21 protein-coding genes are annotated in these 26,370 nt (G+C 66.7%); 7 read left to right on the plus strand and 14 right to left on the minus strand.

Annotated features, from left to right (window positions below; all coding sequences use genetic code 11):
* Positions 1 to 196: 196 nt before the first annotated feature.
* Both KHN93_RS20420 and rsmG read right to left on the minus strand, forming a co-directional pair.
* A complete protein-coding gene (locus KHN93_RS20420; protein WP_211921238.1) occupies positions 197 to 2,017 on the minus strand; it encodes a DUF885 domain-containing protein in 1,821 nt (606 codons plus the stop codon).
* A 118-nt stretch (positions 2,018 to 2,135) separates the two neighbouring features.
* A complete protein-coding gene (rsmG, locus tag KHN93_RS20425) occupies positions 2,136 to 2,777 on the minus strand; it encodes a 16S rRNA (guanine(527)-N(7))-methyltransferase RsmG (protein ID WP_211921239.1) in 642 nt (213 codons plus the stop codon).
* 352 nt (positions 2,778 to 3,129) lie between these two features.
* Here rsmG and KHN93_RS20430 point away from each other — a divergent pair, with 352 nt between their 5' ends.
* Together KHN93_RS20430 and KHN93_RS20435 are read left to right on the plus strand one after the other, a co-directional pair.
* Positions 3,130 to 4,758, plus strand: coding sequence for an alkaline phosphatase D family protein (locus tag KHN93_RS20430; protein WP_211921241.1), 1,629 nt, complete (start codon positions 3,130 to 3,132; stop codon positions 4,756 to 4,758).
* Positions 4,759 to 5,020: 262 nt separating this feature from the next.
* Complete coding sequence (locus KHN93_RS20435; RefSeq protein ID WP_211921243.1) at positions 5,021 to 6,607, plus strand: alkaline phosphatase D family protein; 1,587 nt, start codon at positions 5,021 to 5,023, stop codon at positions 6,605 to 6,607.
* A gap of 111 nt (positions 6,608 to 6,718) precedes the next feature.
* Here KHN93_RS20435 and KHN93_RS20440 read toward each other — a convergent pair whose 3' ends face one another.
* Positions 6,719 to 7,315, minus strand: a complete 597-nt coding sequence (locus KHN93_RS20440; protein WP_167706167.1) for a 4'-phosphopantetheinyl transferase family protein — start codon at positions 7,313 to 7,315, stop codon at positions 6,719 to 6,721.
* Between the two features lie 126 nt (positions 7,316 to 7,441).
* On the opposite strand from KHN93_RS20440, the gene KHN93_RS20445 reads away from it, so the two are divergent.
* Positions 7,442 to 7,693 (plus strand): GlsB/YeaQ/YmgE family stress response membrane protein, encoded by a 252-nt coding sequence (locus KHN93_RS20445; protein WP_016901812.1) that lies wholly within the window; start codon positions 7,442 to 7,444, stop codon positions 7,691 to 7,693.
* A 55-nt stretch (positions 7,694 to 7,748) separates the two neighbouring features.
* Here KHN93_RS20445 and KHN93_RS20450 read toward each other — a convergent pair whose 3' ends face one another.
* The 4 genes from KHN93_RS20450 to KHN93_RS20465 are packed head-to-tail and all read right to left on the minus strand — an operon-like array spanning position 7,749 to position 12,901.
* A complete protein-coding gene (locus KHN93_RS20450) occupies positions 7,749 to 8,186 on the minus strand; it encodes a GFA family protein (protein ID WP_016901809.1) in 438 nt (145 codons plus the stop codon).
* Positions 8,183 to 8,962, minus strand: a complete 780-nt coding sequence (gene xth / locus KHN93_RS20455) for an exodeoxyribonuclease III (protein WP_039814811.1) — start codon at positions 8,960 to 8,962, stop codon at positions 8,183 to 8,185. Before xth ends, KHN93_RS20450 begins: the two co-directional genes overlap by 4 nt.
* A 56-nt stretch (positions 8,963 to 9,018) precedes the next feature.
* Positions 9,019 to 10,293 carry a phosphodiester glycosidase family protein gene (locus KHN93_RS20460; RefSeq protein WP_211921245.1) on the minus strand — a complete coding sequence of 425 codons (1,275 nt, stop codon included), beginning with the start codon at positions 10,291 to 10,293 and terminating at the stop codon, positions 9,019 to 9,021.
* On the minus strand, positions 10,283 to 12,901 hold the full coding sequence (locus tag KHN93_RS20465; protein ID WP_244812160.1) for a TonB-dependent receptor: 2,619 nt from the start codon (positions 12,899 to 12,901) through the stop codon (positions 10,283 to 10,285). The genes KHN93_RS20460 and KHN93_RS20465 overlap by 11 nt, the downstream gene beginning before the upstream one ends.
* 158 nt (positions 12,902 to 13,059) lie before the next feature.
* On the opposite strand from KHN93_RS20465, the gene KHN93_RS20470 reads away from it, so the two are divergent.
* Positions 13,060 to 14,208 (plus strand): ROK family protein, encoded by a 1,149-nt coding sequence (locus KHN93_RS20470; protein ID WP_211921249.1) that lies wholly within the window; start codon positions 13,060 to 13,062, stop codon positions 14,206 to 14,208.
* Positions 14,209 to 14,357: 149 nt separating this feature from the next.
* On the opposite strand, the gene KHN93_RS20475 is transcribed toward KHN93_RS20470, so the two are convergent.
* The 6 genes from KHN93_RS20475 to KHN93_RS20500 all read right to left on the minus strand — a co-directional run bounded on the left by KHN93_RS20475 (position 14,358) and on the right by KHN93_RS20500 (position 21,225).
* The gene (locus KHN93_RS20475; protein ID WP_211921251.1) at positions 14,358 to 15,188 is read right to left on the minus strand and encodes a hypothetical protein; all 831 of its coding nucleotides are present in this window, start codon (positions 15,186 to 15,188) and stop codon (positions 14,358 to 14,360) included.
* On the minus strand, positions 15,185 to 16,024 hold the full coding sequence (locus KHN93_RS20480) for a peptidylprolyl isomerase (protein ID WP_211921253.1): 840 nt from the start codon (positions 16,022 to 16,024) through the stop codon (positions 15,185 to 15,187). The genes KHN93_RS20475 and KHN93_RS20480 overlap by 4 nt, the downstream gene beginning before the upstream one ends.
* A gap of 152 nt (positions 16,025 to 16,176) precedes the next feature.
* A complete protein-coding gene (locus KHN93_RS20485; protein ID WP_225880096.1) occupies positions 16,177 to 17,214 on the minus strand; it encodes a glycerophosphodiester phosphodiesterase family protein in 1,038 nt (345 codons plus the stop codon).
* Between the two features lie 502 nt (positions 17,215 to 17,716).
* On the minus strand, positions 17,717 to 19,444 hold the full coding sequence (locus KHN93_RS20490) for a cation acetate symporter (RefSeq protein ID WP_211921255.1): 1,728 nt from the start codon (positions 19,442 to 19,444) through the stop codon (positions 17,717 to 17,719).
* Positions 19,441 to 19,758: a DUF485 domain-containing protein gene (locus KHN93_RS20495; protein WP_211921257.1), complete on the minus strand. Its 318-nt coding sequence runs from the start codon at positions 19,756 to 19,758 to the stop codon at positions 19,441 to 19,443. The genes KHN93_RS20490 and KHN93_RS20495 overlap by 4 nt, the downstream gene beginning before the upstream one ends.
* An 84-nt stretch (positions 19,759 to 19,842) precedes the next feature.
* Complete coding sequence (locus KHN93_RS20500) at positions 19,843 to 21,225, minus strand: DcaP family trimeric outer membrane transporter (RefSeq protein WP_167707989.1); 1,383 nt, start codon at positions 21,223 to 21,225, stop codon at positions 19,843 to 19,845.
* A 294-nt stretch (positions 21,226 to 21,519) separates the two neighbouring features.
* On the opposite strand from KHN93_RS20500, the gene acs reads away from it, so the two are divergent.
* Together acs and KHN93_RS20510 are read left to right on the plus strand one after the other, a co-directional pair.
* Positions 21,520 to 23,463 carry an acetate--CoA ligase gene (gene acs / locus KHN93_RS20505; protein WP_211921260.1) on the plus strand — a complete coding sequence of 648 codons (1,944 nt, stop codon included), beginning with the start codon at positions 21,520 to 21,522 and terminating at the stop codon, positions 23,461 to 23,463.
* Between the two features lie 262 nt (positions 23,464 to 23,725).
* Positions 23,726 to 24,394 (plus strand): response regulator transcription factor, encoded by a 669-nt coding sequence (locus tag KHN93_RS20510; RefSeq protein WP_016901792.1) that lies wholly within the window; start codon positions 23,726 to 23,728, stop codon positions 24,392 to 24,394.
* 82 nt (positions 24,395 to 24,476) lie between these two features.
* Here the strand turns inward: KHN93_RS20510 and KHN93_RS20515 are convergent, their stop codons facing one another.
* Positions 24,477 to 25,055 (minus strand): hypothetical protein, encoded by a 579-nt coding sequence (locus KHN93_RS20515; protein WP_244812161.1) that lies wholly within the window; start codon positions 25,053 to 25,055, stop codon positions 24,477 to 24,479.
* 63 nt (positions 25,056 to 25,118) lie between these two features.
* Between KHN93_RS20515 and KHN93_RS20520 the strand changes: the two genes are divergently transcribed.
* Positions 25,119 to 26,039 carry a DUF4424 family protein gene (locus KHN93_RS20520; protein ID WP_053051278.1) on the plus strand — a complete coding sequence of 307 codons (921 nt, stop codon included), beginning with the start codon at positions 25,119 to 25,121 and terminating at the stop codon, positions 26,037 to 26,039.
* Positions 26,040 to 26,370: the final 331 nt, after the last annotated feature.

Genomic DNA, 26,370 nt, shown 5'->3' on the forward strand with positions numbered 1-26,370 from the left:
AGCGGACCTGGCCGCGACGCCGTCCTGGTCAGCTCGATGGCACTCCGCCTACATGCTGGTTGATCGCAGACAGCGCCCGGGCCGGCGAGAAGCTGCCGACGATTACCTGGACCTGGATCGAGGCCATGGCGGCGCCAGGGTCGGGACAGCGTCGCGGCCGGGTCCGCTCCTACGTGGAGCGGACCGGTGACCTGGGTCAGGGCGCGGCGGCGCTGGGCTTGGACGTTGCCGGGCGCGCCTTGCTCTCGGCGATGAAGGCGCGCACCTGCTGCTCCAGCACCGGCAAGGTCACCGAGCCCTGCTTCAGCACCGCGTCGTGGAAGGCCTTGATGTCGAAGCGGTCGCCCAGCTGCTGTTCGGCCTCGGCGCGCAGCTTGACGATGCTGATCTCGCCCAGCTTGTAGCTCAGCGCCTGGCCGGGCCAGGAGATGTAGCGGTCCACCTCGGTGGTGACCTCGTGCTCGCTCAGCGCGGTGCGGTCGCGCAGGTAAGCCAGCGCCTGCTCGCGGCTCCAGCCGTCGTGGTGCACGCCGGTGTCGATCACCAGCCGGCAGGCGCGCCACATTTCGTAGGTGAGCCGGCCGAATTCCTCGTACGGGGTCTCGTAGATGCCCATCTCCTGGCCGAGCTTTTCGGTGTACAGCGCCCAACCTTCGCCATAAGCAGAGATGTAGTTTTCGCGGCGGAACGCCGGCTGGTCGCCCTGCTCCAGCGCCAGCGAGCCCTGCAGCGAATGCCCGGGCGAGGACTCGTGCAGGGTCAGCGCCGGCAGGTTGTACAACGGCCGCGACGGCAGGTTGTAGGTATTGACCCAGTAGGTGGTGGCGCCGCCGCGGCCGGCGGTCCAGAACGGGGCGATATCGTCCGGCACCGGCTTGATGGTGAAGCGCCCGCGCGGCAGCGTGCCGATGAACCTGCCGACCTGCCCGTCCACCCGCTTGGAAATCCACGCGGCGCGATCGAGCAGTTCCTGCGGGGTCTTGGCGTAGAACTGCGGATCGGTGCGCAGGAAGGTCAGGAACTGCGCGAAGCTGCCCTTGAAACCGACCTGCTTGATGATCGCGTCCATCTGCGCCTGGATGCGCGCCACCTCGTCCAGGCCGATCTTGTGGATCTGCTCGGGAGTCAGGTCCAGCGTGGTGTATTCGCGGATCTGCTGGCGATAGAACGCCTTGCCGTCGGGCAGCGCTTCGGCCGCCAGCGTGGTGCGCGCCTTGGGCATGTACTCGTCGCGGAAAAAGCTCAGCAGCTTGCTGTAGGCCGGCAGCACTGCATTGCTCAGCGCGGCCTTGGCCTGTTCGCGCAACTGCACCTGTTCGGCGGCGGGGATCTGCGCCGGCAGCTGCTTGAACGGCGCGTAGAAGCTGGACGCGGTGGGATCCTTGACATCGGCCACGGTGGCGATGGAAACGTCGCGGCCATCCAGCACCGCGCGCGGCACGCTGAACCCGCGCGCCAGGCCGGCGCGCATGTTGGCGGTCTGCTGCTCGAAGTAGCGCGGCACATCGTTGAGGCGCGCGATATAGGCGCGGTACTCGGCAGCGGTCTTCATCGGCCGCTGCGCCATGAAGCCGAGATTGGACCAGAACGAGCTGTCCGAATTGAACGGCATCTCGTACAGGCGCAGGCGCACCTCGGCGGCGAGGTTTTCCACCTGCGGGCGGTAGATGGCGTAGTTGACCTGGTTGGCGGGCGAGAGCTGTTTCGGGTCGATGCCGTCGAGCTGCTTGAGCACGCCGTCCCAGACCGCCAGGCGCGCCTGCTGCGCGGCCGGGCCGACATCGGGCAGATGGGTATTGTCGCCGGTGGTGTCGCTGTCTTCGTCGGCCTGGCCGGTCTCGGCCTGGCGCCAGCTCCACTCTTTTTCGTAGATGGCGCGGAAGCGCGCATCGGCGGGGCGCTCGGCGGTCAGCGTGGCAGGCGCCACTGGTGCTGGTGCGGCGGCCTGCGCCGAGGTGGCGGCGAAGCTTGCGCCCAGCAGGGCGAGCGAAAGTGCGGCGGCGAGAGGAGATGTCACGTGCGGGCGGCCTGCGTTCGGATCGAACGTTCGATCATGGCAGCCCGGGCGGCAGCTGCCATGGGCCGGAAGTCCCAGCGCGGGGATTGGGGGCGCGCGACCGGACAGGCCGACCGCCTCAGCCTGCCTTGCGCACCACCACCAGATGCCGCTCGCCGTCCAGACCGGGCACCTGCAGCGGATGCACCTCGCCCACCGTCCAGCCGGTGGGCAGTGCGGCGATTTCTTCGTGCGGGTAGACGCCCTTCATCGCCAGCAGGCTGCCGCCCGGGCGCAGCAGGTGGCCGCCGACGTCAATGATGCCGGCCAGCGTGTCCAGCGCCCGCGCGGTGAGATGGTCGTAGGCGGCCGGCTCGTCCAGCGCCTCGGCGCGCGATTCCGCCACGCGCGCGTTGCCCAGCGCCAGCTGGCGCAGCGCCTCGCGCATGAAGCGGGCCTTCTTGCCGTTGCTTTCCACCAGGGTCACCTGCAGCTGCGGGCGGGTGATCGCCAGCGGGATGCCGGGCAGGCCGGGGCCGGTGCCCAGATCGGCCAGCGTGCCGCTGGCGATGTAGGGCTGCATGGCCAGCGAATCGAGCAGATGGCGGGTGACCATCTCGCGCGGGTCGCGCACGGCGGTGAGGTTGTAGGTCTTGTTCCAACGCACCAGCAGCGTCAGATAGCGCAACAACGGCGCGGCAAAGGCCGCATCCAGGGATTGGGCCTGCAGGCCGTTGGCCAGCGCAGCGGCTACATCGGGGGGAAGTGCGGCATCGTTCATGCCGCGATTATCGCAGCTGGCTGGCGTGCAGGTGCGTGCGTGACGCGCATGGTAGCGATGCGTGGCACGTGAGCGCGTGGGCCGCAAGCCGACGTACGTGAACTTGCCCAGCACAACGTCCAGGCCTGCGATGCCGCAAGACCTGCCACGCACGACAGCCGCCGCTGCACCGGCGTATGGGCATCACTGTGGGCAGGGTCACCCGCCGCGGTGGCACACCCGTATCCGTATCCGCCATCCGCAGCCGATGACGCAGGCAAGCCTGCGCCAGCAGCGACACCACTGCCGCTGCCATTGAACGGACATCCGCCGGTCGCACTATGGTCGCGTCCGCTAGATCGCTTTTGTGCCCATGTCCTTGATCGACCCGTCTTCCGCTTCGCCCCTGCCCGGCCCCGGCAACGCAGCTGCCGCCGTGGATCACGGCCGCCGCCGTCTTCTCGTCGCCGGTGCCGGGCTGGCGGCCGCCGGGCTGCTCAGCCCGTTCGCGCGTGCCAGCGGCAGCCCGGACCCGTTCACCCTGGGCGTGGCCGCGGGCGACCCGCTGGCCGACGGCTTTGTCATCTGGACCCGGCTGGCGCCGCGCCCGCTGGAGCCGGATGGACGCGGCGGGCTGACCGCCCCGGTACAGGTGCGCTGGCAGGTGGCCAGCGACCCGGGCATGCGCCGCATCGTGCGCCAGGGCCAGACCGTCGCCAGCCCGGCCTGGGGCCATGCGGTGCATGTGGAGGTCGCCGGCCTGGCCGCCGATCGCCCGTACTGGTACTGCTTCCAGGCGCTGGGCGCGCGCAGCGCCGTCGGCAGCGCACGCACCTTGCCGGCGCCGCACCAGTTGCCGGATGCCGCACGGCTGGGTTTTGTGTCCTGCTCGCACTGGGAGCTGGGCTATTTCAGCGCCTACCGCCACCTGGCCGCCGAACAGCCGGACCTGGTGTTCTTCCTCGGCGATTACATCTACGAATACAGCAACCACGGCGAGGCAGCGAACAAGATCGTGCGCCCGCATGGCAGCGGCGAGTGCCTGGATCTGGCCGGCTACCGCAACCGCTATGCGCTGTACCGCACCGATGCCGATCTGCAGGCGCTGCACGCCGGCAGCGCCTGCGTGGCGACCTGGGACGACCACGAGGTGCAGAACGATTACGCCAACCGCTGGTCGCAGGACCCGTCGATTGCGGTCGACATGTTCCTGGCCCGGCGCGCGGCCGCCTACCGTGCCTTTTACGAACACTTCCCGCTGCGCGCACGCAGTCGCCCGCATGGTGCCGACATGCGCATCTACCGCTCGCTGGACTACGGCCAGCTGGCGCGCTTCTACGTGCTCGACGGGCGCCAGTACCGCAGCGAACAACCCTGCCCGCAGGCCAACGGCTGGCGCGGCGGGCATGTGGTGGATGACAGTTGCCACGAACGCACCGACCCACGCCGCAGCATGCTCGGCTGGGAACAGGAGCGCTGGCTGCATGGCGCCTTCGCGCAGTCGGCCGCGCGCTGGAACGTGATTGCGCAGGATCTATTGGTGGCACCGATGAACCAGCACGGCCGCGACGGCGTGTTCGGACACTGGACCGACGGCTGGGACGGCTACCCGGCCACGCGCACCCGCATGCTCGATGCCATCGCCACCACACGACTGCGCAACCCGGTGTTCTGGGGCGGCGACATCCACTCGTACTGGGTCACCGATCTGAAGGCCGATCCGGCCAACCCGGACTCGCCGACGCTGGCCACCGAATTCGTCGGCACCTCGATCACCTCCGACGGCCAGAGCAACGCCGAGCTGCAACAGACCATGGCGCTCAATCCACACGTGCACTACGCCGAAGGCGAAACCCGCGGCTATGTCTCGGTGACGCTGACGCCGGGCCGGATGGACACGCGCCTGCAAGGCATCTCCGACCGCCGCGACCGCGATGCCACCGTCTCGACGTTGAAGCGCTTTGTGGTCGAAGACGGCAAGGCCGGTGCGGTAGAGGCGTGAGCCTGCGCTGCGCTGCCGCGGGTAGTGGCGACCTCCTGCCTCACCATCCACCACAACTTGCCTTTGCCGATCTCCACGACTGTCGCAGCACGCGTGAACCGCCTTGCCACGACCTTGCCGCGCAGAGCTTGCGATGCGTGCTGCACAACGCGGTGACTGCATCCATCCCCACAGGCCGGGCGCGTCGTGCAGCGCAATGGACACGCGCCGGTAAGACGGCGGCGCTATATCTGGGCGCCGCTGCCAGACGTTCGAGGATGCCATGACCGCCTCCGATCCCGCCCGCCGCCGCGTGTTGCAAGGGCTGGGTGCCGGCTTGTTGCTGCCGGCCACTGCCGGTTGGTCCACGCGCAGTCTGGCTGCGCCGTCCGGGCGGCCGCTGATCACCGATAGGGTGCAGAGCGGCGATGTCGTGGATGGCCGGGCGTTGCTGTGGAGCCGCTGCGATCGGCCGGCGCGGCTGCGGGTGGAATGGGATACGCGCCCGAGCCTGCGTCAGGCGCGTCGCGTGGATGGGCCGGTGGCTTCGCCGGCGCACGATTTCACTGCGCGGGTGGATCTGGGCGCACTGCCGCGCGATCAGGACATCTTCTACCGGGTGCGCTTCGAAGATGCCGACAACGGCGTCTTAAGCGCACCGGTGCACGGCCATCTGCGCAGTGCGCCGCAGGCGCGTGGCGATGTGCGCTTTGTCTGGAGTGGCGACACCGTCGGCCAGGGCTTCGGCATCAATCCGGACATCGGCGGCATGCGCATCTACAGCGCGATGCGCGAGCGCAACCCGGATTTCTTCCTGCACAGCGGCGACACCATCTATGCCGACGGCCCGATACCGGCCGAGCTGATCGTGGAAGAGGGCAAGCGCTGGCGCAACCTCACCACTGCGGCCAAGAGCAAGGTGGCCGAAACGCTGGACGAATTCCGCGGCAACTACCGCTACAACCTGCTCGATGAGCATGTGCGTCGCTTCAATGCCGAGGTGGCGCAGGTCTGGCAGTGGGACGACCACGAAACCACCAACAACTGGTCGCCCGGCAAGCAGCTGGACGAGCGCTATCAGGTGCGCGATATCGGGGTGCTGGCCGGTCGTGCGCGTCAGGCATTTCTGGAATACGCGCCGATGCGCGGTGTGCATGCCGATGGCAACGGGCGCATCTACCGCAAGATCAGTTATGGCCCGCTGCTGGATGTATTCGTGCTGGACATGCGCAGCTATCGCGGCGCCAACAGCGACAACCTGCAGCAGCAACCGGGCGCGGACGCGGCCTTTCTGGGCCCGCAGCAACTGGCCTGGCTGCAGCGCGAACTGGCCGGCTCGCGCGCGCAATGGAAGGTGATTGCCGCCGACATGCCGATCGGCCTGCAGGTGCCCGATGGGCAGGACGCCGCAGGCCGCGCGCGCTGGGAGGCGATCGCCAACGGCGATCCGGGCGTGCCGCGTGGACGCGAACAGGAGATCGCCACGCTGCTGCGTTTCATCAGCACAGCGCGCATTCGCAACACGCTGTGGCTGACTGCCGATGTGCATTATTGCGCGGCGCATTACTACCACCCGGATCGGGCGGCATTTCAGCAGTTCGAACCGTTCTGGGAGTTCGTGGCCGGTCCGCTCAATGCCGGCAGCTTCGGCCCGAATGCACTCGATGCCACCTTTGGCCCGACGGTGATCTTCCAGAAAGCACCGCCGGCGCCAAACCTCTCGCCACTGGCAGGATTTCAGTTCTTTGGCGAAGTGGAGATCGATGCACGCACCGGCGTGCTGACGGTGACCTTGCGCAATCTGGATGGGGTAGCGCAGTTCCGTCAGCCGATTTTGCCGCACGCTGCGACGCGGCCGGAACATGCCTGAAACGCCAGTCGGGCCGCTACGGCAAGCATCCACGGCCGGCACGTGCTGCATCAAGGTCTGGGATGCAACGCGCGCTTGCGCTGCAGCCACACAGTGAAGCGATCGCCGCGCCTATTCGGCCGGCAAGGGGTAGAACGCCAGCGCAGCGCGGCAGTCCGGTGCGGCCCACCATTCGTGTAACTGCCATTGCGCGGCATGGCCGAGCGCGGGGTCGCACCACTGCAACTGCAATGCGCCGTCGGGCGCCACTGCGTAGGCGAGCCGATGCAGGCCAAACGACAGGCCATGCCCGTACGCCTTGAGCAGCGCTTCCTTGGCGCACCACAGGCGGAAAAACAGCGCCTGTTGCGCGTCCGGCTGCAGGCTGGCCAGCAATGCGATTTCGTCGGCATGAAAAAATCGCTGCGCGATTTCCAGCAGACGCGGGCGCGCGCGGATGCGCTCCAGATCCACTCCCAGCCGCACGCCCTGCCCCAGGCCGACCAGCAGATAATCGCCGCTATGGCTCCAGCCGGTGTCCCGGTCGGGCAGGGCTGGCTGCAGCGACGGCCGCCCGCGCTCGTCACGCCGCAGCGGCACCTGGGCAGGTTCCAGCGCCAGGGCCTGGCCCAGCAACTCGCGCGCCTGCGGTTCGCCACGCTCGCCATGCCGGTGCGGACGCAGCCACAGCTGCACCGGGCCGATGTGCCAGCTTGCGTGCGCTGTCACGCTGCGTGCACCAAGCACAACAGCCGCATGCGCGTGCCACCGCGCTCGACAGTCACTTCACGCCGGTCTGCGTTGAATGGCGCCCATGCACTACTTCCGGTGCAATCGCATGAGGAGTTCGGCAACATGGGCATCATCATCTGGTTGATCGTCGGCGGCATTGTGGGTTGGCTGGCCAGCATCATCATGCGTCGCGATGCGCAGCAAGGCATCATTCTCAATATCGTGGTCGGCATCGTCGGCGCACTGATTGCCGGGTTCCTGTTCGGTGGCGGCATCAATCAGGCCATCACGCTGTGGACCTTCGTATGGTCGCTGGTGGGCGCGGTGATCCTGCTGGCAATCGTCAATCTGTTCACCCGTGGCCGCGTGCGCTAAGCACGCATCCACTGATGGAACATCCAACGCCCGGGCTTGCCCGGGCGTTGTCGTTTCAGCCATCGACCGGAGCACGATCCAGCGGATGGTGCACCCCATCTTCCACCGGCACGGCGATGTTCAACGCATAGGGATTGACGCCCTCCAGGCAGCCGACGTTGTAGCCGTACTCGTTGGGATTGGAGCGTCGCCGGTGATGCGTGTAGATGCCGCACACACCGCAGAAGTAATGCGCCGCCGCATGCGTGTTGAACTGATACAGCCGCAGCACATCCTCGCCCTGCAGCACGTGCAGGCCGTCCAGCGTCACCGAGGCGACGATGGCACCACGGCGGCGGCACATCGAGCAGTCGCAACGGCGCGGATCGAGCAGGCCGTGCGGCAGATCCAGATCGATCTGCACCGCGCCGCAGTGGCAACTCAGCCGATGCACCGGCCCCAGGGTGACCTCACCGACCTTGTGCGTGCTACGCCGCAGATGCCGCTCGCTCATGCGCCCGCCTCGGCCAGGCGCACCCAGGCCGGTGCATGGTCGCTGGGGCGCTCCCAGGTGCGCGGTTCGCGGTCGATGCCCGCGTCCACCGCGCGTGCGCGCAAGGCCTCCGAGACCAGGGTCAGATCGATGCGCAGGCCCAGATTGCGGCGGAATCCGGCCTGGCGGTAATCCCACCAGCTGAACTGCTCGGCTTGCTCATGATGCAGCCGGAACGCATCGTGCAGGCCCAGCGCCAGCAGTTGTTCCAGCGCAGCGCGCTCGGCGGTGGAGGTAAGGATGTGGTGCTCGTTCCACACTGCCGGATCGTGCACATCGCGCGCATCCGGGGCGATGTTGAAGTCGCCCAGCACCACCAGCTGCGGATACTTGTGCAGTTCCTGCGCCAGCCAGTCGTGCACCGCGGCCAGCCAGCGCAGCTTGTAGGCGTACTTGTCGGTGCCCACGTCCTGGCCGTTGACCACATACAGGTTGACGATGCGCACGCCGTCGACGGTGGCGGCGATCACGCGCTGCTGCACATCGTCGAAACCGGGGATGCCCATCTGCACGTCCAGCGCCGGCGAGCGCGACAGGATCGCCACGCCGTTGTAGGTCTTCTGCCCGCAGAACACGCTGCGATAGCCGGCAGCGGCCAGCGCCGCATCCGGAAACTTGTGGTCTTCCAGCTTGGTTTCCTGGATGCCGACCACGTCGGGCGCGAACGTGCCCAGCCACTGTTGCAGGTGCGGCAGGCGCACGTTGAGCGAGTTGACGTTCCAGGAGGCAATCTTCATGGCGTGGCGCGGACCGTGGTTCAAACCACCAATGGTACCGCGCCGCCGGAGTGTGCTCAGGGCCGCGGGGCGATGCGCACGCCGAGCTGGTTGGCGACCGGGCGCTCGCGCCCCGGGATGCCGGTGTGGATGGGGCGATTGAGGGCACGCACGCGGCCGTCCACGCGCGCGGCCAGGGTGCTGGAGCCGCCGCCGTCCAGGTTGATGGCGGATGTGGCGCCGAGCTGCTGCAGCACTGCGGTCAGCGCGTCCAGGCTGATGCCGGCGCTATAGCCGGGCTGGCGGCCATCGGCGACCACCATCCACAGCTTCCTGCGCGCGCGATCCAGGCCCAGCGCGCTGCGTGGCTCGGGGCCGTCGTAGTACTCGGCGCGGCTGGCCTCGCGTGGCTGGCGCTTGCCGTCGAGCAGCAGCAGCGGGCCGGCACCCACACCCAGACGGGTGCCGGGCGGGCAACTGCCGCGCACGATGCCGACCGCATTGCGCGTGCTCACGCACAACGCCGCGTTGACCCGTGCATCGCTGGTGGCGGCGGCCGAATCGAGATGGCCAGCGTCGATCGCCAGACCTTCGGCAGTGACGCCCTGCCCTGCGGCGGGCACGAATGCCTTGTCGAACAGATGCCCGCCGTCGAACGGCAGGAAGTAATCGGCATTGATCGCCAGGGCCAGCTCGCCGTCGCGTACGAACGCGGTGGTGGGGTTGGCCAGGAACTCGCCACCGCCGCTGCGCTCGCCGCGCGTGCCGACCAGTTGCAGCCCGGGCGTGGCGAGATCGACTTCGGCGATATGCAGCATCACCGTTTGTGGCCCACGCACGGCCTGCCGCCAGTAGCGGATGCCCGGCGCCAGCGTGATCGGCGCGCCGGGCGCCGGCACCGGCTGCACCAGCGGCTCGATGCTGACGCGCGCGCGGGCATGGGCCTGATCCAGCGCGGCCAGCACCGCGTCGATGCGTGCCGGTGGCGTGCGCAGCAGCAGCCGCTGGGTGGGCGCGGTTTGCAACACCTGCGCCAGGCCGGCGCAGCGCGCGCCGCTGCAGGCCTTGGCATCGACGCCGACGCGTGCCGGGCCATCGGCATCGTCCGGCACCTGCAAGGCGATGCGATTGTGTTCGGCCGGTTTGCAGCGGCTCACCGCGGCCAGCACATCCTCTGGCCATTGGCCCCAGCAATCGCCGCTGACCAGGGTCTCCATCGGCACAAAGGTCGCATCGGATGGCGACACTGCGGCATCGGCGGCAGTGGCGCTGCCGGCCAGCGTTGCCAGCAGTGCAAGCAGTGCAAGCACTGCATGCAATGGCGCCGATGCGGCGCGGCGATCAGAACGCATAGTCCACTCCCAGGTAGTAGGCACGGCCGTTGTCGAGCTGCTCGCGCAGCAGTTGCTGGTCGGCGCCAATCACGCGGGTGAGCCGCGCATTGCTGAGATTGCGGCCCTGGACGGTCAGGCGCAGTTGCTTGCTGAAACTCCACGCCAGCTGCGCGTCGTAACTGGTGATCGCATCGTAATAGCGGTCGTTGACGCGGTTGTCGGTGGCGGCGGACAGCAACTGCTGGCCGGTGTAGTTGGCACTGACGCGTGCACTGAACCGGCCGATGTCGTACAGCAGCGAGGCATTGGCGCTGCGCTTGGGCGATTCCATCAGGCCGGGCAACGCGCGGCGCGTGCCGTCGGCCATCTGCATGTCGGCGGTGCGCGGGTCGAGCAAGGTCGCATTGAACATCGCGCCCAGGTTGGACCAGGCGCCGGGCAGGAAATCGAAGCGCGTGTCGATGGCGGTCAATTCGATGCCCTGCACCTGCGCAGCACCGGTGTTTATCGCCTGGGTGGTGGTGACCTGGTAGCTGCCGACCAGGCCGCCGGGGTCGCGCTGGGTATCGGTGCTGGTCAGGCGCACGATTTCATCGCCGATGCGCTTGTGGAACAGCGCCAGCGACAGTTGCGAATCGCGGTCCGGATACCATTCCAGCGACAGGTCCAGATTGTCCGCGCGGCGCGGGCGCAGCAGCGGATTGGCGATGCTGCGGTTGATGGTCAAGCCGGTGGCATCTACCACCGGGCTGCTGTTCTGGCCGATGTCGGCATAGGTGGGCAAGCCAATGGTGCGGCTGCCGGCCATGCGCAGTTTCAACGCCGGGGTGATGTCCCAGGCAACGTTGGCCGAGGGCAGCAGGAAACGGCGATCGCTGTCGGCCGATTGCTGCAGGTAGTTGCTGGTGCTGTTCAAGGGCTGCGGCACCGCGCTGCGTACGGCGCGCTGCAGGTATTCGTTGCGCAGGCCGGCCGTGGCCAGCGTCCGCTCGCCATGCCAGGTGCCCATGAGATAGGCGGCGCCGTTGCGCTCGTCGATGCCAAAGTCGCTGATCGCGCTGTTGCGTGCATTGGTGTTGGCCAGCACGTAGGCACCTGGCGAGGCGGCAGCGAAGGCGGCGACCCTGGCCGGGTCGACCAGCAACAGGCAGCTGAAATCCGCATACGGGCAGATGCGTGCGTCATCGGTGCCGATCGTCGCCAGACTCACCCGGCCGGCTGGATTGCGGCGTACTTCATCGAGGTTGTAGCGCTGTTGCAGGTCGCGATATTGCAGGCCGGTCCGCATGCCCCAACCGCGCGCATCGGCATCGGCGTTCTGGCTGTAGTCCAGCTTGACTGTTGTCGTGTCGGTGCTGCTCTTTTCCACGCGGGTCAGAAAATACTGCTGCGTGTAGTTGGCCGCATTGCCGTAATACCCCGGGTCGTTCAAGGCGATGCGCGGGCGCGCAGCATCGCCGAGCGCATACGCAAAGCCCAGCCGCGCGGAAGCGGCGGCGCTGAACACATCCTCGCGGGTGTCCTGCTGATACTTGCCGGTGGCGCGGTTGAGCACAACATCCACATGGCCTTCCGGGTTGAGCCGGAAGCTGCCGCCCAGTTGCGCGTAGCGCAGTGTGCGCGTCTGATCGAAGCGGTTGGCATCCACCTGCGCGCTGCCCTGCGCATAGCGGCCACGGTCGCCATCGGTGATCGTGGCGTTGCCGACGCGGTTGATCCATTGCGAGCGCCGCTGCTCGTCGTTGCTGTGCTCGAAGGTGCCCGCGCTGAAGGCCAGTTTCAGGTCCTGGCCATCGTCGTATTCCAGCTTGCCAAAGACACTGCGGCGCTGGCGCAGGTTGTCGTAACTGAGCGGGCGGAAACGGTCCGGTGCGATCGCCAGGCCGTCCGGGTCCAGGCCGGGGGTGAGGTTCTGGCGCACGCCATTGGCGTAATAGCTGTAGCTGTCGATGGCGGTGTTCAGCGAGGAGGAATCGCGCCGGAAGTAATCGGCCGACAGCACCACGCCGAAGCGCTGGTCCGGCCCGAAGGTATCGCTGAAGCTGCCCTGCACCTGCCCGGACGGCGTGCTGCCCTGCAGATGCCGGCGGTTTTCCCAATCGGCCAGGTTGGCGCGCACCGTGGCAAAGCGGCCGCCGTGATCAAAGGCACTGCGCGTGCGCAGCGCGGCGATGCCGCCGATGGCATTGCTGTCCATGTCGGCGTTGAAGGTCTTGTAGATATCCACCTGCTGCGCCAGCGAGGCGGGAATCACGTCCAGCGATTGCACGCGCCGGCTGGTCTCGGTGGACGGTAGCGCCACGCCATCGATCAGCACGTTGTTGTAGTCGGGATTGAAGCCGCGCAGGCTCATGAACTGCGCCTCGCCGCGGCCGTTGTTGACCACCATCGACACGCCCGGCACCCGCTGCAGCGCCTCGCCCAGGCCGAAGTCCGGGATCGAACCAATATCGTCGGCGGCCACGCCGTCAGACACCACGGCCGCCTCGCGCTTGGCGCCGATCGCCTGGCGGATCGACAGGTGCTGGCCGGAGACCTGCACCGCATCCAGCTGCACCGGGGCGGTGTCGCTGGCGGGCGCGGCAACCACGGGCTCGGCGGCATGGGCGCCCAGGCTGGCGCTCACGCACAGGGCCAGCAGGCAGCGGCGGGGACACGGACGGGTGCACAAACGTGACATGGGATGACCGGAGATGGCAGAGGCCGCCAATTTAATAACTTACTGTGAATTAATTATTTCAGCCGGAACGGGTAAGCTAGCGCCTCCCCGTGCCACCGCTCGCCATGCCGTCCACTGCCACCGTCGCATTGCCGCCGCATTCGCCGAACTTCCCCAGCCTTAGCCGCAACGAGCGCGACATGCTCGACCGCCTGCGCCTCGCCGGCGTGCTCACCCGCGCCGACCTCAGCCGCGGCACCGGGTTGACCGTGCAGACCGCGGTGCGCCTGATCGAAGGCCTGCAGGCGCGCGGCATGGTCCACATGGGCAGCGGCGTGGCACGCGCCGGCCGCGGCAAGCCGGGGGTGGCGGTGTCGTTGAATCCGGCGCACGGCCACACCTTGGGCGTCTCCATCGCCACCGACGCGCTGAGCCTGGCGCTGGTGGACTTCGCCGGCCAGGTGCTGGCGGTCAGCGAGCTGCCGCTGGATGCACGCAGTGCCGACGCGGTGTTGCTGCAGCTGCAGGCCGGCGACGCGGCGCTGCTGGCAGGCCTGGAGCACGCGGTGGGGCCGCGGCTGGGGATCGGGCTGGCGATGAGCGGGTTTTTTACCGGCGAGGACGGGCGCATCAATCCGCCAGAGCCGCTGCGTGCGCTTGGCGAGTTCGCCCTGGCACCGTGGCTGGCGCAGGCCTGCGCGCAGCCGGTGTGGATGGACAACGACGGCAGCGTGGCCGCCGCCGGCGAAGCGATGCTGGGCGTGGGCCGTCGACATCGCGACTTTGCCTACCTCTACCTCAGCTACGGGTTCGGCGGTGGCCTGGTCATCGATGGCCAGGTCATGCGCGGTGCGCGCGGCAATGCCGGTGAATTTGCCGGCATGCTGCCGGCGCAGAAGCTCGAACGCGCCACGCTGGAACTGCTGCGCGAACTGCTGGCCGACGATGGCGTGGCGTTTGCCGACGTGCGCAGCCTGCTGGCCGCCTACGACCCGACCTGGCCGGCGATCGAGCGCTGGATCGCGCGCAGCGCGCCGGGGGTGTCGTTGATCGTCTCGGCGATCACCGCGGTGTGCGACCCGGAAGCGATCGTGTTCGGTGGCCGCCTGCCGGCCGACCTGGCCCGGCGCCTGATCGCCGCCGTGCAGATCGACAACCTGCCGCGTCGCGGTCAGGCCAGGCCGATGCCGCTACTGTTGCCGGCCGAAGCACCGGCCGATGCCTGCGCGATCGGTGCGGCGACGTTGCCGCTGCAGGCGCGGTATTTCCGTTGAGTGCTGGCGCGATGCTTGCTGCGCCATCGGACGCGGGCGAGCGCAGCGCGCCATTGACGATGCTTCAGCACGAGACCGCGTAGCGGCAGCAACGCCATCGGGGGCTGGACGCGATGCGCAGACGACGCTGCCACAACCGCAGGCCTGCTTCACTCCTGTTGGCCGTCGCCCTGACGCGCACAGCAGTGCGCATGCAGTTCGCGGGCCAGTGCAACTACCTGCTGTTCGGTGTGCGCATCCATGTCGTCGAACATCGCTTCGCCACGTAGCGGTTGTGCGTCAGGCAAGGGATGCCCAAACGGCTGCTCGGCGACCAGCCGCCAGGCGTCGCCATACAGCGGTTCGGCGGTGCCCGGCAGCGGCGAGGACAGCAGTTGATCGAGCACCGGCATGGCGGCGCGATGACCACGCATGGCCAAGTCTTCCAGCGCCGCCAGCACCTGGTCTGCCTCGGCATGATCGGAAGCAGACGGCGGCGCGAACAGTCCGTCTGCCACCGCAGGCACCCGACGCTCCAGCACGGCGCTTGCCCGGCGACGCAGCAGCTCGATCTGCGCATCCACATTGCCGGCGGCGGCCGACTGACGCAGCAGTTGATCCACCTGTGCGTATTCGCCGGCCCCGACATGACGGCATGCTGCGCGCTGCAGCGCCTGCGGGTCCAACCGGTTTCTGGCACCGGCCGTCGCAGCGTCGCCGAGCCGGTCGATGTCATCCAGCTCGATCCCATCGCGCGTGGGCTGCGACGTCTCGGCGATCAATGCGCAGCGCGCATACCGTTGCGCACGCGCGTAGCCGGCCGCAGCGCTGCCCGATGCACTCGCCACCGCAGCGTGCGAATCCGCACCTGCAGTAGATGTCGACTGCGCTGGAGTGTCGTTGTGCATCGGCGCCGGTGGCGAAGGCGCGCCACAGCCGCACAGCGCAGCGGCCCATGCCAATCCGAGCCAGCGTGCATGCGTGGCCCACTGCGCGATCATTGCAGGGCCTGACGGTCGCGGTTGTCGGCGGGCTGCGACGCATTGTCCGCCGCAGCGGCATCGTCCAACCTAGCCGAACGCGCCTGCACCAGCTGCGCGATGGCGCGGTCACGTGCTTCTTCGCGTAGCTGCGCCTCGATCATGGCGCCGACGTTGTCCAGGGTCGCAACGTGTTTTTCCTCCAGCCGGATCAGGTGATACCCACCCGGCCCACGCACCGGCGGTGAGACCTGACCGGGCGTCAACGCACGCACCGCCGCCTCGAACGGCTTGGCCAGATACAGGCCGAACATCGACGACAGCTGGCCGCCCTCGTGCGCAGTGGCCGCATCGTCGGAGTCGCTGCTGGCCAGCTGGCCGAAATCCGCTCCGGCGTCCACGCGGCGACGCAGTTCCTGCGCGCGTACCAGTGCCTGCGCCTGACTCAATGGATGCCCGGCACGCGCACCGCTGTCGGGCTGCTCTGCGATAAAGAGATGGCTGAGCCGGAATTCGTCGAAATCGCCGGGCCGCTCAGCAAAGCGTTGCGCGATCTGGGCCTGGGTGATCGTCGCATCCAGCAACAGACGATTGCGTTCGGCCTGCGCCAGCACCGTGTCCGGATCGGGATCGGCGCGCAACATGGCCGCTAGCTGCGGGTCGTCGGCAAGCCCATCTGCTTTGGCACGTTCGACCAGCACCTCGCGCTCGATCTGCGAGGCAGCGCGGTCCTGGCCCGGGTGCGAATCCTGCCCGACCGGCGCGGCATCGCCTGCGGAGACTGCGCCGGCCGACAGAGGCAGCAGCGCAGCGAGTAGACAGGTAGCGGTCGTCGTTGCGCCCAGCAGCCAACGCAAACCAACCTTCCTGCTTGCCGACGTCATTGAAACCACTCCAGCATCTGACATGAGGTTCCCTTCAAAGAGTCGCATCGCGGCGATCGAACGCCATGCGGTGCCCGGTGCAGGGTCGAGCCTCCACACCGGGCACCTCTCATACGATCAGCCTGTTACGGCGCGTAATGCGATACGCGTCGGCCGTTGGTCTTGAGCACGCGCATGGTGGCCTTCGGGTCGTCGGTGGTGATCAGCCCGAAGCGCTGCGACATCAGGAAGCCGATATCTCCGCGATGGTCGGCGGTATCGGCATTTCCCTGGTAAGCCGGCGCGAATTTTTCCGCCAGCGTGTAACAGCACGAGCCGTTGTTGTTGTAGAACTTGCCGGCCACCGGACCATCGGGAATGGCCTGGAACACGCCGATGCGCTTGCCTTCGGCACGCGCGGCATTCTTCTGGCCTTGCAGCAGGCCATCGTCCTGCTTGACGTTGATCTCCAGCGTATGTGCATAGCTCTGCCACTCGACCCGGCTGGCCGGCACGTCGATGCTCGACAGCATGTTGGTGGTGTAGACCGGGATGGCGTGCACGTACCTGGAATTGCCGACAAATGCGGCCGGATGCGGGAACAACGTGGCATTGACCTTCATCGCCACCACCTGCTCGGGATGGTTGGGGAATGCGCGCAATGCAGCGGTATGCACGGCACGTACGCCATCGGCCGTCTTGACGTCGAAGATCAACGGCAGCTGCATGTTGTTGTTCTTCCAGTACGCGAACAGCTCGTCCAGGCTGTAGACCTGCCAACCGGTCACGGTGCTACGGTCGGGCGTGAGCAGATGCAGCCTCTTGATCGTGGCCAGCGGCAGGCTGCTGACGGTCGGGTTGGCGCCCTGATTGGTTGCCGGGTTGTACTTTCCTCCGCCCACCACTGCATACACGTCGGTGGTGCGGCCAAGATTGAAGTCGTGCATCAGTATGGGCATGCCGTCCTGGGTGATCTTGACGTCCAGCTCCACACCGTCCATGCACTGAACGTCGGCGGTGAGCACGGCGCGGCTGGAATTTTCCGGAAGCGCTGCATCGCCGGAATATTTGCCCCACAGGCCGCGATGGGCCAGGACCAGGGTGTCGGCGGTGAATGTGTCGTTGAGGATTTCGGCCATCTTGTGGGCGGTGTTGCCGCACGATGCCGCAGCGAGTTGCGGCATTGCAGCCAGCACGGCCAGTGCGCCAAGCAGGCGGCAGGCGCGGGCAAGCGGATGTGGAACGAGAGCGGTCGGCATGGTCTATGTCCCGGTTATAGAGGCAGGAAAGGCAAGGGATGGACGAGAGCCGAGGGGTCGACGCCATCGGCGAACTCGCTTGCAGCGCACTCGCCAGCCGGTCGATACCGGGGGAGAGGCCAAGCCGCGCGTGATCAGCGTTCGGCTTGCCCGCCAATTTAGTCACTCTCCATGAATTAATTGTTTCTGCGAGATGGCGATCTGTCGCGCATGCGCGGTGCGGCGCCGAGATGCGATGCATGGCCTGCCCTGCATACGCAGCGATGCACGCGGCAGCAGCGCATTGGTGCTTGCCGGCTCCACCAAAGTTGCAGCTCCGCATACTCGCGCAGCGGGCGTTGCGCAGCTGACCGCAAGCGTTTGCCAAAACGCAGAACGCCGGCACAAGGCCGGCGTTCTGCGAGACATCCAGCGATGGACCGATGCGTCAGTGACCCGACGCACCGCTGGCACCCAGGCCGGTTTCGGCACGGATCTGCTGCGCCTTGAACGCGGCACGTTCGTTGGCGGCCTGCGGGCTGTGATCCAGGATCGAGAACAGCCAGATGCCGACAAAACCAATGGTCATCGAGAACAGCGCCGGCGAGGTGTACGGGAACGGCGCCGAGCCGGCTGCATTGCCCAGCGTGTCCACCCACACCGACGGCGACAGGATGGTGAGCACCAGCGAGGAGACCAGGCCCAGGAAACCGCCGACCACCGCACCGCGGGTGGTGCAGTTCTTCCACAACAACGACAGGATCAGCACCGGGAAGTTGGCCGAGGCCGCGATCGCAAACGCCAGCGACACCATGAAGGCTACGTTCTGCTTCTCGAACACGATACCCAGCAGCACCGCGATCACGCCCAGCACCAGGGTGGTGGCACGCGAGACCTTCAGCTCCGAACCCGGCGCCGGATTGCCCTTCTTGATCACCGTGGCGTACAGGTCATGCGACACCGCCGAGGCGCCGGACAGGGTCAGGCCTGCGACCACCGCCAGGATGGTGGCGAAGGCCACCGCCGAGATGAAGCCCATGAACACGTTGCCGCCGACCGCATTGCCGACCAGCACCGCCGCCATGTTGGCCGCGCCCTTGCCGCCGTGGATGGTGCCGGTGGTGACGTCCGCAAACTGCGGGTTGGTCAGCACCAGCGCGATCGCACCAAAGCCGATGATGAAGATCAGGATGTAGAAGTAGCCGATCCAGGTGGTGGCCCACAGCACCGACTTGCGCGCCTGCTTGGCATCGGGAACGGTGAAGAAGCGCATCAGGATGTGCGGCAGGCCGGCGGTGCCGAACATCAGCGCCATGCCGAACGAGATCGCCGAGATCGGGTCCTTCACGGAGCCGCCCGGGCCCATGATCGACAGGCCGGCCTTGGCCGCGTCCTCCGGCGATGCACCGCCATTGGCCGCAATGGCCGTCTTCACCCGCACGCCCTCGGCAAACAGCGCCTCGAAGCTGAAGTTGAAGTGCCACATGATCGCCACCGCCATGAAGGTCACGCCGGTCAGCAACAGCACCGCCTTGATGATCTGCACCCACGTCGTGGCGGTCATGCCGCCGAACAGCACGTAGACCATCATCAGCACGCCGACCAGGGTCACCGCCACCCAGTAGTCCAGGCCGAACAGCAGCTTGATCAAGGCACCGGCACCGACCATCTGTGCGATCAGATAGAACAGCACCACCACCAGCGTGCCCGACGCGGCAAAGCTGCGGATGGCGGTCGGCGCGAAGCGATAGCCGGCCACGTCGGCGAAGGTGTACTTGCCGAGGTTGCGCAGCCGCTCGGCCATCAGGAAGGTCAGGATCGGCCAGCCGACCAGAAAGCCGATCGCATAGATCAGACCGTCGTAGCCATTGGCCATTACCGCCGCGGTGATGCCCAGGAACGAGGCCGCCGACATGAAGTCGCCGGCGATCGCCAGGCCGTTCTGGAAGCCGGTGATGCCACCGCCGGCGGTGTAGAAGTCGGAGGCCGACTTGGTCTTGGCCGCCGCCCACTTGGTGATCCACAAGGTGCCCAGCACGAAGAAGCCGAACATGCCGATCGCCACCCAGTTGGTGGGCTGCTTGTCGACCTGGCCCATGTCGCCGCCGGCGGCCAGCGCGATGCCGGCCGGCATCAGCCCAGCCAGGATCAGGAGAAGGCGCGAATATTTGCTCATTTGCGGGCTTCCTCGAGGATCTGCGCGGTCAGCTGGTCATAGGTGTTGTTAGCGCGGCGCACGTAGATGGCGGTGATGACGATGGTGAACACCATCACCCCGATCGCGATCGGAATGCCGATCGAGGTCACGCCGGCACCGATCGGCTTGGCGAGGAATTCCTTGTCGAAGGCGATCAGGCCGATGTAGCCGTAATAGGCCAGCAACATCAGCACGGTGAGGGTCCAGCCCAGCGTGTTGCGCTGGCGCTTGAGTGCGTGGTACTTCGGATTGGCATCGATCTTGGCGATCAGTGCGTCATTCGAGACGATCATTGTCTGTCTCCTGGTAGAGCGCTGGTAAAACGACGGTGGCCTTGCCCGTCCCACCGCAGTGGAACGAGCCGCCGGTGGCAGAAACTAGAAGCTGTACTTGGTGGTGAATTGCAGGCGCGAAATGTCGCCGCTGTCGCCGTTCTCGGCTTCGCGACGGCCATACATCAGCTCCGCGCCCACATCGACCTTGGGCAGCGGCGAATAGAACACGTTGGCGCGGATGCTCTGCTGCGATTTGCTCGCAAGCGCGCCGGTATTGGCGATGTCGTGGTCGTAGTTCACGCGCGAATACATGATCGTGCTGCGCAGCTTGGCGTTGTAGTCGTGGCGCCAGGCCACCCAGCCGGCAATCGTGCTGACGGTCTGGATATTGCCGTCCATGTCGATCTCCACATCCGAGCCGTTGCCCAGGCCCAGATAGCGCCCCAGGCCCTCGCCGTAGCTGAGCTGGTAGCGCAGATCGTTGTTGGAATTGATGATCCAGCGGCCGCCGCCGGCAATCGCGCCGCCGAAGTCGGTGTCGTTGGTCAGCGCGCTGCGCGTGCGGTACTGGCGCGCGATCGCCGACAGGCCGAACGTGCCCCAGGTGCCCTTCCAGTTGTAGCGCGCGGTCAGGTCCGGCATCGCACCGTGGTCGGAGGCCAGGATGGTGTTGCCGCCCTGGTAGGGCGTGGTCAGCGTCTCGGGGTTTTCCGCCGACACGCTGAAAGCGCCACGGGTGTAGCGGATCTGGGTCTGACGGCTGAACAGTGCGCCGTCGGTCGGCCCGACGATGTCGGCGGCCTCGGGCAGGATCGTGGAATCGATGAAGTTGGACCAGGTCTGGCCGGCCAGCCAGTTGTTCCAGCTCACGTAGGCGTGGCGCAGGGTGCCGCCGTACAGGTTGTTGACCTGGTTGGCCAGCGCGTTGCCGAAGAAATCCAGTTCGATGAAGCCGGTGATCTTGTCGCCGTTTTCGGTGATGGTGTCCACGCCCAGGTTGAAGCGCGAGAACTTGGCATGGAAGTCGGTATCGGTGCTCGAGGCCTGGCCACCGACCGGGGTCTGGGTCGGGATGTACAGGTAACGGCCTACCGCGCCTTCAGGCAATGCGCCGTCGGAGGTGCGGGTGGTCATGAAGTCGGCCTTGATGAAACCACCGTAACGGAACGTTGTCCCCGCCGCTGCGTTTGGTGTGATGCTGGTCAGCTGGATCGGCCGCTTGCCGGCCGGCACCGCAGGCGCGGCCGGTGCCTGTGCCTGCGCGGCGCGCACCTCGGTCACCTGAGTCTGCGTCTGCGTGATCTGGCCCTGCTGTTGTTGCTGCGCCGACACCAGCAGCTGGACCTGACGCTCGAGCTCGGCAATGCGTGCTTCCAGCGCCTTTTCCTTGGCGGTCTGCGCGAACGCCACGCCCGGCAGAATGCTCGCCACGAACAAGGCAGCCGCCAGCGGATGGCGCACCAACGGTGCAGTACGGTGTGTCATGGACCCCTCTCCCCGATAAGGCCTCGCGCTTGATGGCGATGCTGTGCGGAGCGTGAGGCAGTCCGCGCTTTGGAGCCTATTCGCCTTTGGTCGTAGCTGCAACGCAGCATTCCGCAAGGTGACCGATCGTCGCACCAGGGCCGGCAACCGATTGCCGATCGCGCGCTGCGGCGGTTAAGACCAAGGTCTAAGGCGCGGTTGAACGCCGGGACAGAATGGATGCGGCACACTGATTGCCTACCGAGGGCAGCCGCAACGTCCTCTTCCGACAAGTTCATCGCAAGTGAGGGTGCCATGGCTGATGTTTATCCCGTCGATCCCGCGTTCGCCGCCGATGCGCGCATTACGCGCGAGCAGTACGCAACGCTGTACCGCGAATCGATCGAACACCCCGAGCAATTCTGGGGCAAGGCCGCGCAGCGGCTGGAATGGTTCAAGCAACCCACCGAGGTGAAGGACGTCAGCTACGCGCTGGACGATTTCCACATCCGCTGGTTCGGCGACGGCGAGCTCAATGCCAGCGTCAACTGCCTGGACCGCCAGCTGGCCACGCGCGGCGACAAGACCGCGCTGTTGTTCGAACCCGACAGCCCGGACGCGCAGTCCTACCCGGTCACCTATCGCGAGCTGTACGAGCGCGTCTGCAAGCTCGGCAATGCGCTGCGCAATCTCGGTGTCAAGAAGGGCGACCGCGTCACCATCTATCTGCCGATGATCGTCGATGCCGCCGTGGCCATGCTCGCCTGTGCGCGCATCGGTGCGGTGCACTCGGTGGTGTTCGGCGGGTTTGCCGCCAACTCGATCGCCGACCGCGTGGTCGATTGCCAAAGCAAGCTGATCATCACCGCCGACGAAGGCCTGCGTGGCGGCAAGAAGATTCCGCTCAAGGCCAATGTCGATGCGGCGCTGAAACTGCCCGGCACCAACACCGTGGAAACGGTACTGGTGGTGCGCCACACCGGTGGTGCGGTGGAGATGCAGGCACCACGCGATCGCTGGTTCCACGATGTGGTCGACGACCAGCCGGCCGAGTGCGAACCCGAGCGCATGAACGCGGAAGATCCGTTGTTCATCCTCTACACCTCCGGTTCCACCGGCAAGCCCAAGGGCGTGCTGCACACCACCGCCGGCTACCTGTTGTTTGCCAGCTACACGCATGAAGTGGTGTTCGACCTGCGCGAGGACGACATCTACTGGTGCACCGCCGACGTGGGCTGGGTCACCGGCCACAGCTACATCGTCTATGGCCCGCTCGCCAACGGCGCCACCGCAGTGATGTTCGAAGGCGTGCCGAACTACCCGAACGTGTCGCGCTTCTGGGAAGTGATCGACAAGCACAAGGTCAGCATCTTCTACACCGCGCCCACCGCGATCCGCGCGCTGATGCGCGATGGCGAGGAGCCGGTCAAGAAGACCTCGCGCAAGAGCCTGCGCCTGCTCGGCAGTGTCGGCGAGCCGATCAATCCGGAAGCCTGGCGCTGGTACTACGAGGTGGTCGGCGACAGCCGCTGCCCGATCGTGGACACCTGGTGGCAGACCGAAACCGGCGGCATCCTGATCTCGCCGCTGGCCGGCGCGGTCGATCTCAAGCCGGGCTCGGCCACCCTGCCGTTCTTCGGCGTGCAGCCGGCGCTGGTGGATGCCGAAGGCAAGATCCTGGAAGGCGCCACCGAAGGCAACCTGGTGCTGCTGGATTCGTGGCCGGGTCAGATGCGCTCGGTCTATGGCGACCATCAGCGCTTCATCGACACCTACTTCCGCACCTATCCGGGCAGCTACTTCACCGGCGACGGCTGCCGCCGCGATGCCGATGGCTATTACTGGATCACCGGCCGCGTGGACGATGTGATCAACGTGTCCGGCCACCGCATCGGCACCGCCGAGGTGGAAAGCGCGCTGGTCTCGCACCCGAAGGTCGCCGAAGCAGCCGTGGTCGGCTTCCCGCACGACGTCAAGGGCCAGGGCATCTATGCCTATGTCACCCTGATCGCCGGCGAAACCCCGAGCGAGGAACTGCACAAGGAACTGGTGACCTGGGTGCGCAAGGAGATCGGCCCAATCGCCTCACCCGATCACCTGCAATGGGCACCGGGCCTGCCCAAGACCCGCTCGGGCAAGATCATGCGCCGCATCCTGCGCAAGATCGCTGAAAACGCACCCGACCAACTCGGCGACACCTCGACCCTGGCCGATCCGTCGGTAGTGGATTCGTTGGTGAGCGAGCGGTTGGCGCGCTGACGCGCGTCGGGAATGGGGAATCGGGAGTGGGGAATGGTTAGAGCCGTTCCCTGAGGAGCGAGGAGTAAATGTTCGGATTGGGGACTCATAAAAGCAGTCCCCGGCCCACTCCTCTCCACTGCAGACTTGATTTTCAACCCCGTCACATTGACGTCGCCGTTACCTCGCCGTCGCCGTCTTGCTGTTGCTTGCCTTGCTGCCTTCGCTGTTGCCTTTGCGATTCCCGATTCCCCACTCCCAATTCCCCAATCCCAGCCCCTCAATGACCACCCTGCTGATCGCCGATGACCATCCCCTGTTCCGTGAGGCCTTACGCGGGGCTGTGCAGCGCGTGATGCCGGGGGTGCAGTTGTTCGAGGCCGACACGGTGGATGCGCTGTACACCCTGGCCGATGCGCAACCGGATGCCGATCTGTTGTTGATGGATCTCAACATGCCGGGCGCGCAGGGATTCAGCGCGCTGGTGCACATGCGTTCGCTGCATCCGCAGCTGCCGGTGGTGGTGGTGTCGGCACGCGAAGAACCGACGGTGATGCGGCGTGCGATCGACCATGGCGCGTTCGGGTTCATTCCCAAGTCCGCCGATTCGGACACCATCGGCCGCGCCCTGGCCACGGTGCTCGATGGCGAGCGCTGGATCCCCGCCGAAGCGCAGAACCTGCCGCCGACCGACAGCGAAGAACGCGAAGTGGGCCAGCGCCTGCGCGATCTCACTCCGCAACAGTTCCGCGTGCTGCAGATGCTCGGCGCCGGGCGTCTCAACAAGCAGATCGCCTACGACCTGGGCGTGTCCGAGGCCACCATCAAGGCGCATGTCACCGCGATCCTGCGCAAGCTCGGCGTCACCAACCGCACCCAGGCGGTGCTGATGGCCGGCAAGCTCGCCATCGATGCCGACGGCATCGTGCTGCCGCCGCCCGAAGAAGACTGAGCGCGTTCGTCGGCCGGCCTGCGAAAACGAAGGCCGATCGCCTCAGCGAAGCGGCGCGTGAGGTCACCACCGCAGACGGCAATCAACGCAACGGCTGGCCCGTGCAGACCTTCGACGCGCTGTGCGGCGAGGGCACATGCCACACCGCGTTTTCGTTTTCGTCCTCGCCTTCATAGATCGCATAGCGCCCGTCGTCCTGGCGATGCATGGTGGGGCTGAAGGTGACGAAATCGGTGCGGCCGTCGGGGCCGATGAAATGCATGTCGCCTCCGCACACGATATTGGAGTTGGTTTCCGTCCCCAGGGCAGCGCAGGTGATCTGCGAGGTTTCCGCGCGCACCACGCGACTCACGCGTGGCCGGACCAGCCCGCGATCGGCGGCGTCGCAGAAGTAATCGGCAAGCACCGTGCGCATCTCACGCTGCGACGGCATCCAGGACGGGCAGCTGCCGTACGCATCGGCGGTGCAGCTTGAGACCACGGCGGCGGGCTGGCTGCGATCGGCCGCAGCAGCGAGGCTGTCTTGCAGCGGCAGCAACAGGCAGGCGGCGACAGTCAGCAGGGAAACGTAGGAAGGCATCGGAGCGCGGGCTTGGAGTGCACAGGGCGTGCGACTGTACGCCATGCGCAGTTGATGCCATGCATGCCCGCGCTGCGGCATCGGCAGGTGCGTGGCATGCTGTGCGCCTGCGGCGCGTCGGTGCGTGCCAGTGCCAGGGGATCCATGCAGCCACTCTCTTTTCCGCGCGGCCCGCTCGGGCTGGTCCTTGCGCTGGCCGTACTCGGCTGCGGCAGTGCGCAGGCCAACGACAGCAGCTTCGGCGATGACAACGGCACCATCCGGCTATTGCATCAGCCCGATATCAGCATGGACAAGGAAGCGCTGCTGCTCAGCGAGGAGCGCGTGCAGGTGGACTACGTGTTCACCAACCACAGCGCGCGCGCGTTGAGCGTGCCGATCGCCTTCCCGATGCCGCCGATGTATTTCGGCATGGCCGATCACAGCGAACTGACCGATTTCAACCTGTGGGTGGACGGCAAACCGGTGACCACCACGCGCAAGCTGGTGGTGTTGCTGGACGATGGCAGCGACATCTCCAAGGCATTCGCCGCCACCGGCTGGAGCACCGACGATATCGCCGCGTTCGCCGAATCGGGCAACGTGCCGACCGGGCGCACGCCGTTGCCGGCGCGCTGGATCGACCGGGACCAGCAACCGCGCTTCACGCTCAGCGAGTACTTCGTCTGGCAACAGCTCTTCCCGGCACGGGGCAGCGTGCAGATCCGGCATACCTACGCGCCCAGCCTGTCCACCGGCGTGCCGCAGGGCAGCGCGTTCCTGCTGGAATCATATGCAAAGCGCACCTGCATCGAACCGGCCACCAAGGCCAGCATGCAGCGCCGCGAGGGTGCGCACGGCCTGGGCTGGGCCAACCTGCGTTATGTGCTGACCACCGGCAAGAACTGGAACGGCCCGATCAAGGACTTCCAGCTGACCATCCGCAAGCAGGCCGCCAGCGACATCCTCAGCCTGTGCTTCGACGGCGCGCTGAAGAAGATCGACCCGCTGACCTTCCAGTTCAGGCAGGCCGACTTCGTGCCGATGCGCGATCTGGAGCTGCTGTTCGTGCGCGGCGTGGAGTGACCGGCGGGGCCAGCACCGGCTAGCCGAACGCGCGTCTGCCTGCTGTCGGCGCGTTGCAGACGCACTGCAGATCAGCGCTGATGGATCGCGCACCGCTTGTGTTCGCCTGGCGGCAGGGCGCCGCGTCATCGGTCGGCAATGGTCGGTGCCAGTGGCAAGGATCAGATAACGGCGGCAACGCTCGCAGCCACTGATCGCAGGAACACGCGCAGGCGTTGCAGGCACCGTTTCATCAATTTTTCGGATGGTGCTGCGTGCCACGCAGACACGGCGCACTGCGGTTGATCGACACACCACCGTTGCGCAATCGCTGCCTGCCAACTGCTGCGTA

This window comes from Xanthomonas arboricola pv. juglandis (assembly GCF_905367715.1).
Taxonomy (GTDB): domain Bacteria; phylum Pseudomonadota; class Gammaproteobacteria; order Xanthomonadales; family Xanthomonadaceae; genus Xanthomonas; species Xanthomonas arboricola.